This window comes from Streptomyces narbonensis (genome assembly GCF_014649015.1).
GTDB lineage: Bacteria > Actinomycetota > Actinomycetes > Streptomycetales > Streptomycetaceae > Streptomyces > Streptomyces narbonensis.
Genome location: NZ_BMSF01000046.1, coordinates 1 through 3,473, shown reverse-complemented (window position 1 = coordinate 3,473; position 3,473 = coordinate 1). Strand labels below are relative to the sequence as shown.

The following is a 3,473-nucleotide window of genomic DNA, read 5'->3' as shown; positions in this document are numbered from 1 at the left end:
CGGTTGGACGCGGACGCCGAGGTGGCGGGGATCGCGCGGTGCGCGGACTCGGCTCTCGGGCGGATCGCGGGTCCCGAGGATGCGGCGTGTGTGATGTTCACGTCGGGTTCGACGGGTGTGCCGAAGGGTGTCGTCGCTCCTCACCGGGCCGTCACAGGCACGCTCGTCGGTCAGGAATTCGTGTCCTTCGGACCCGACGAGGTGTGGCTGCAGTGCGCGCCGGTCTCCTGGGACGCGTTCGCGCTGGAGCTGTTCGGCGCACTGCTCCACGGAGGCGTATGCGTCCTCCAGCCCGGCGGCAAGCCGGAACCGGAGGTGATCGCCGAGCTCATCGCCCGCCACCACGTCACCTCGGCCTACCTGTCGGCGAGCCTCCTCAACTTCCTGCTGGACGAGTACCCGGGCTGCTTCACCGGGGTGCGCCAGATCATCGGCGGCGGCGAGGCCGCGTCACCCGCCCACGCGGCGAAGGCGCTGGCTGAGTATCCCGGCCTGCGGCTGGTCAACGGGTACGGGCCGGTCGAGGCGATGATCTTCGTCTCGACCCACCGCATCACCGCGCAGGACACCGCCCGCCCCGCGATCCCGATCGGCCGGCCCATCGGCAACGAGCGGATGTACGCACTCGACGAGCGGCTTCGTCCCGTCCCGGTCGGTGTCGTCGGAGACCTCTACCTCACCGGTGCCGGCCTGGCGCACGGGTACCTGGGGCAGGCGGCCCTGACCGCCGAACGCTTCGTCGCCCACCCCCACGGCGCCCCCGGCGAGCGGGTCTACCGGACGGGCGACCTCGTCCGATGGCGGGCGGACGGCGTCCTGGAGTACGTCGGAAGGGCCGACGGCCAGGTGAAGATCCGGGGCTTCCGGGTCGAGCCGGGTGAGGTCCAGGCCGTGCTGATGCGCCACGGTGCCGTTCGGCAGGCCGCGGTCGTCGTCCGGGAGGACCGCCCCGGCGACAAGCGCCTCGCCGCCTACCTCGTCGCCGAACCCGGCACCGCACTCGACCCGGACGACGCCCGGGCCCACGCTGCCGCGCACCTCCCCGAGCACCTGCGGCCCGGCAGCTTCACCGTCCTCGACGCCCTGCCGCTCACCCCGAACGGCAAACTCGACCGCAAGGCCCTGCCCGCCCCCGACGCCGGCTCCGCCCCCGGCGGGCGCGCACCGCGCACGGAGCGGGAGAAGCTCCTCTGCGAGCTCCTGGCCGACGTCCTCGACGTCGAGCAGGTCGGCATCGACGACAACTTCTTCCACCTCGGCGGTCACTCCCTCCTTGCCGCCCGCCTGATCAGCCGAATCAGCACGGCCCTCGGGACCCGCGTCGGAATAGCCGAGCTGTTCCACGCCCCCACCATGGCCGCGCTCGCCGAGCGCCTCGGCAGCGATCGCCTCGGCGACGGCAATCGCCTCGGCTATGGCGCCGACAGAGATGGCGCCGACAGAGATGGCCTCGGAAGTGACGGCCGCGACACGGGCACTGCCGCGACGGCGGGCACAGAAGCCCCCCGTCCCGCGCTCCTCCCCGCCCTGAGGCCGGACCGTGTCCCGCTCTCCTTCGCCCAGCAGCGGCTCTGGTTCCTGGACCAGGTCGAGGAACCCAGTGCCTCCTACAACGTCCCGCTCGCCCTCCGCCTGCGCGGACCTCTCGACCGCGACGCGCTCCGCCGCGCCGTGACGGACGTGACGGCGCGGCACGAGGTCCTGCGCACCGTGTTCCCCACGACGGACGGCGAACCCTGGCAGCACGTCCTCGACGCACACGGCGCCACCGACGACGCCTCGGACCCCGTGGCCACCACCGTCTGGCACACGGCCGGTTGCCCGGAGGAGAGCCTCTCCCAGGCCCTCCGCGACGCCTCCGCCCACCGCTTCGACCTGGCGACCGAGGCCCCGCTGCGGGTCACGCTGCTCACGGTCGCCGAAGACGACCACGTACTCCTGCTCGTCTGCCACCACATCGCGGCCGACGGCTGGTCCCTCGCCCCGCTGACCCGCGACCTGGCCACCGCCTACGTGGCCCGCTGCGCGGGCATCGCGCCGGACTGGGCGCCGCTGCCCGTCCAGTACGCCGACTACACCCTGTGGCAACGCGAGCTGCTGGGCGACGAGGGCGATCCGCACAGCCCGGCCCGCCGACAGCTGGACTTCTGGCGGGAGGCCCTGTCCGGTGCCCCCGACGCGCCGGCCCTCCCGACGGACCGCCCCCGGCCCGCCGTCGCGAGCCACCGGGGCGACAGCGTGCCCCTCTCGCTCGACGTCGAGCTGCACGAACGGCTGCTCGACTTCGCCCGCCGCCACGACTGCACACTCTTCATGGTGGTGCAGGCGGGTCTGACGGCGCTCCTCGCACGGCTCGGGGCCGGCACGGACATCCCGCTCGGCACGCCGGTCGCCGGACGCAGCGACGAGGCCCTCGACGACCTCGTCGGCTTCTTCGTGAACACGCTGGTCCTGCGCACCGACGCCTCCGGAGACCCCACCTTCCGCGAGCTCCTCGCCCGCACCCGCGACACCGACCTCGCCGCGTACGCCCACCAGGACGTGCCGTTCGAGCGGCTGGTCGAGGAGCTGAACCCGGTCCGTTCGCTGGCCCGGCACCCCCTCTTCCAGATCATGCTGGCCCTCCAGGACGCACCGCCGCCCCTGGACCTGCCCGGCTGCGAGGCCGACGTCGAGCATCCCGAGCGCAACAGCGCCAAGTTCGACCTGACCTTCGTCGCGGAGCAGCACCGCACCCGGGACGGCGCACCCGCCGGCATCTCCGGCTTCCTTGAGTACGCCACCGACCTGTTCGACCGCGGCACGGCCGAGTCGCTCGCCGCACGCCTGGTACGCCTCCTGACCGCGGCCGTGGACCGCCCGGACCTGCCCATCGGCGCGCTCGACGTGCTCACGGTCGACGAACGCACCAGGCTCCTCGTCGACTGGAACGCCACCGGTGCCACCGGCTCTGATGCCGACTCCGCGCACACGGCGTGCGTCCACGAACTCTTCGAGCAGCAGGCGGCCCGTACCCCCGACGCCACCGCCCTCGTGCTGCCGGACCGCGAGGTCGGTTACGCGGAGCTGAACGCCTCCGCCAACCGCCTCGCCCGCCACCTCCGTGACCGGGGCGTGCGCCGGGGCGACACCGTCGCCCTCCTCCTCGGCCGGGACCTCGATCTCGTCGTCTCCGTCCTCGCCGTCCTCAAGGCGGGAGCCGGATACACGCTCCTCGACACGGAGTTCCCCGTCGAGCGCCTCCGTTCCGTCGTCGCCACCGCCGGTGCCGAGCTGATCGTCACGACCGGAGAGCCCGCCGACGGCTGGCAGGACGGCACCGCCACCTTCGTACGCCTGGACGCGGAGGCGGGGGTGGTGGCTGCTCTGGAGGGTGGTGATCTGGTGCGGGTGGCGGGTCCTGAGGATGTGGCGTGTGTGATGTTCACGTCGGGTTCGACGGGTGTGCCGAAGGGTGTGGTGGCTCCTCATCG

Annotated in this window: 1 protein-coding gene; it reads left to right on the top strand. The window is 73.0% G+C overall.

The window, feature by feature from the left end; translation table 11 throughout:
* Positions 1–93 precede the first annotated feature (93 nt).
* Positions 94–3,473 (top strand): condensation domain-containing protein (locus IE124_RS33900; protein ID WP_229833154.1); only part of this gene is annotated, 3,380 nt, incomplete at its 3' end.